The following is a 2,920-nucleotide window of genomic DNA, read 5'->3' as shown; positions in this document are numbered from 1 at the left end:
GGCGGATGCCCAGCCACAGGAAGCAGGCGATCAGGCCCCAGCTCAGGATGAACCCCGGCCAGTAGATGTGTGCCGCGCCGCCGAGGATGGCCCAGCGGAAGCCGTCGATGACGCCGACCATGGGGTTGAGGGCGTAGAGCAACCGCCATTGTTCCGGGATGACGCTGGAGCTGAAGCCCACGGGGGAGACATAGAGGCCCATGGAGACGATGAAGGGGATGACGTAGCGAAAGTCGCGATATTTGACGTTGAGTGCGGTGATCCACAGCCCCGGCCCCAGACTGGCGAGGAAGGCCATGAGGACGAAGCCGGGTAAGGTGAGGATCTGCCAGCCGGGCCAGAATTGGTACCAGAGCATGAGCAGGACCAGGATGCCGAAGCTGATGAGAAAATCAATGAACGAGGTCACTACCGCGGCGGTGGGGACGATGAGCCGCGGAAAATAGACCTTGCTGATCAGGTTGGCGTTGCCGATCAGGCTGCCGGACGCGGAGGACAAGGCGCTGGCGAAGAATTGCCAGGGCAGCAGTCCGGCATAGACCAGCAGGGCGTAGGGGGTGTCGCCCTCGGTGGGCATCCGGGCGAGTTTGCCGAAGACGACGGTGAAGACCACCATGGTGAAGAAGGGCTGCAGCAGGGCCCAGGCCAAGCCGATGATGGTCTGCTTGTAGCGCACGGCGACGTCGCGCCAGGCGAGGACGTAGAAGAGCTCGCGGTAGCGCCAGAGGTCGCGCCAGTAGTGGCGCTCGGCGAGGCCGGGTTCGATGATCAGTGTCTGATTGGTCACGCGGACGTCAAGAATCGTTGGCACGTTGGAATCATATGAGCCGCAGTTCGGCCAAGGTCATCTCGCGGATGAGGTCGGCGAAGGTGGTTTGCGGGACCCAGCCAAGGACGGTGCGGGCCTTGCTTGCATCACCAACCAACTTCATGGGCTCGGCGGGGCGCAGCAGACCCGGATCGGTCTCGACCTCGGGCTGACCAAAGATCTCGCTGGAGGCGGCGTGGAAGAGGCGCGGCGGGTCGGGCAGGTCCCGCATGATCTCCAGCAGCCGCAGGGTACCCATGGCGGTGAATTCGCAGGTGGTCTCCGGGATCTCGAAACTGAGTCCGACGTGGCTCTGGCCGGCAAGGTGGTAAAGCTCGGACGGCTGGACCTTGGTCAGCACGCGGCGCAGCGTGGTCGGGTCGTCCAGGTCGGCGTAGTGCAGAAAGAGCCGCCGGTTGTACAGGGACTGGTCGGCGTACAGGTGCGCGAGGCGGCTGCGCTCCAGGGTACTGGTGCGGCGCACGGCGCCGTGCACTTCGTAGCCCTGGGCCAACAGTAGCTCCGTGAGGTAAGAGCCGTCCTGGCCGGTGATGCCGGTGATGAAGGCCTTGGTCATGCGATGAGACAGGGTTCAGAGCGCGGCGACCAGGGCTTGCGGTGTGCGGCCTGGAGGCGGGTTTCGCCGATATGCACCCGGCCGCCCGGAAACCACCATTGGCCGATGGCGGGCTGGTTGGTACGCTGGAGTAGCAGGACACGTCCTGCTGTGTCGGTCAGTAGGATGTCGACGCAGACACGCGGGAAGACCCTGATGATCCGTTCGTATTCTTCCCTTGCGATTAGCATTCGTGTGAGATGTCGGAGCTTGGCGAGTGGGGTGGTCAGCGCTGGCGGACGTTGAGGGGTTCGCATTGCGCCAGGCTTGCGGCGTGTTGGGGTTCTTGCCGACGGCTGATCGCTTCTCCAGCGTGCGCTTGGACAGCGGCTACCTCGGCCCTGAGCTGGGCGATCTCTTGCTCCAGCGCCTCGTGTTCCTCCATCTTGCGCTGGAGGAAGCGCACGGCGATGCGGGTTTTGGCCTCGATGCCGCTGGGGGTGAGGAGGTAGGCGTAGGCGAGCTTGTGGTGGCTGTTTCGGAAGTTGGTGGCCTTGACCCAACCGCGCGCGATGAGTGCGTTGACGCAGTAGTTGAGGCTGCCGACGCTGACGCCGAGGACTTGCGAGAGTTGCCGTTGGCTGGCCTGCGGCTGCTCGGAGAGGAGCTTGAGCAGGCGGTAACGCAGGTCGTCGCTCAGGTGACGACGGACCTTGATTGGGGTGTCGGACACGCTACCGCCCTACCGTGACAGGACGGTACTCAGTCTTGGGTTGCTGGCCAACCGGCGGGGCGGGCCGAACATTCACGGGATGAACACGGGTGTATGAGACCACAATTGGCGCGGGTTAGTCAATGTGCTTCGTGGGGGAGGTGGGCCTTGATCATCAGCAGTCAATGGTCGTGACGGGGATGTTGCTTCAGCCAGGCTTCGATGATCTCGGGATCGAGACCTTGCAGCCACTCCTCGGGGGCCAGCCCACGCCGCCGCTCTTCGGGGGCGAGCCCGCGCAGGCGCTCCTCGGGGGCGAGTCCGCGCAGGCGCTCCTCGGGGGCGAGCCCGCGCAGGCGTTCCTCGGGGGCAAGGCCTTGCAGCCGCTCCTCGGGGGCGAGTTCGCACAGCCGATCCTCTTTCACCAGGCGATCCAACAGTGCCTTCAGGTGCTTGGGATCGCTCAGGACGTCGTCCAGCAGGTCCCGCATCGCTTCGCGTTTGAAATCCTCAACGGTATAAGCCATGTCGGTCTCCAGGCCAAAGTCTTTGGCCAGTTGGTCGCGCAAGAAGATGCCGATGCTGCTGCGCGGTCGATAGTGGGTCAAGCCGTACCGGGTTTGATCGCTGGCGTGTGCAAACAGTCCCCAGGGGGCGTTGCGCGGCTGCTTTGACAAGGCATCCAGCACGATCAGGCGCACCGGCAGTGCACCCACCGCAAGATCATAGACCCCGGGGCAGGCGGTCTCGCGACAGGTGCCGACCGGCAGTTGGCGTAACAGTTGACGCGGCTGGCGGGTGGCGATGGCGTAGCGGCGAAAGTCGCGCGCCGACAGCAGCGGGT

Annotated in this window: 4 protein-coding genes and 1 pseudogene; all 5 read right to left on the bottom strand. The window is 64.5% G+C overall.

Features of this window, described 5'->3' with window-relative positions; translation table 11 throughout:
• Positions 1-787 (bottom strand): ABC transporter permease (locus tag QZY48_RS23355; protein WP_295435601.1); only part of this gene is annotated, 787 nt, incomplete at its 3' end.
• A gap of 31 nt (positions 788-818) precedes the next feature.
• On the bottom strand, positions 819-1,385 hold the full coding sequence (locus tag QZY48_RS23350) for a GDP-mannose 4,6-dehydratase (protein WP_295435599.1): 567 nt from the start codon (positions 1,383-1,385) through the stop codon (positions 819-821).
• The gene (locus QZY48_RS34975; protein WP_366929761.1) at positions 1,382-1,615 is read right to left on the bottom strand and encodes an NUDIX domain-containing protein; all 234 of its coding nucleotides are present in this window, start codon (positions 1,613-1,615) and stop codon (positions 1,382-1,384) included. The genes QZY48_RS23350 and QZY48_RS34975 overlap by 4 nt, the downstream gene beginning before the upstream one ends.
• 35 nt (positions 1,616-1,650) lie before the next feature.
• Positions 1,651-2,097, bottom strand: a complete 447-nt coding sequence (locus QZY48_RS23345; RefSeq protein ID WP_366929760.1) for a MarR family EPS-associated transcriptional regulator — start codon at positions 2,095-2,097, stop codon at positions 1,651-1,653.
• Positions 2,098-2,258: 161 nt separating this feature from the next.
• Positions 2,259-2,920: pseudogene (locus QZY48_RS23340) on the bottom strand (hypothetical protein); the annotation flags it as partial.

The organism is uncultured Thiodictyon sp. (assembly GCF_903828115.1).
Classification (GTDB): Bacteria; Pseudomonadota; Gammaproteobacteria; order Chromatiales; family Chromatiaceae; genus Thiodictyon.
The sequence above is the reverse complement of the archived record's forward strand: the minus strand, read 5'-3'. Positions and strand labels throughout refer to the sequence as shown.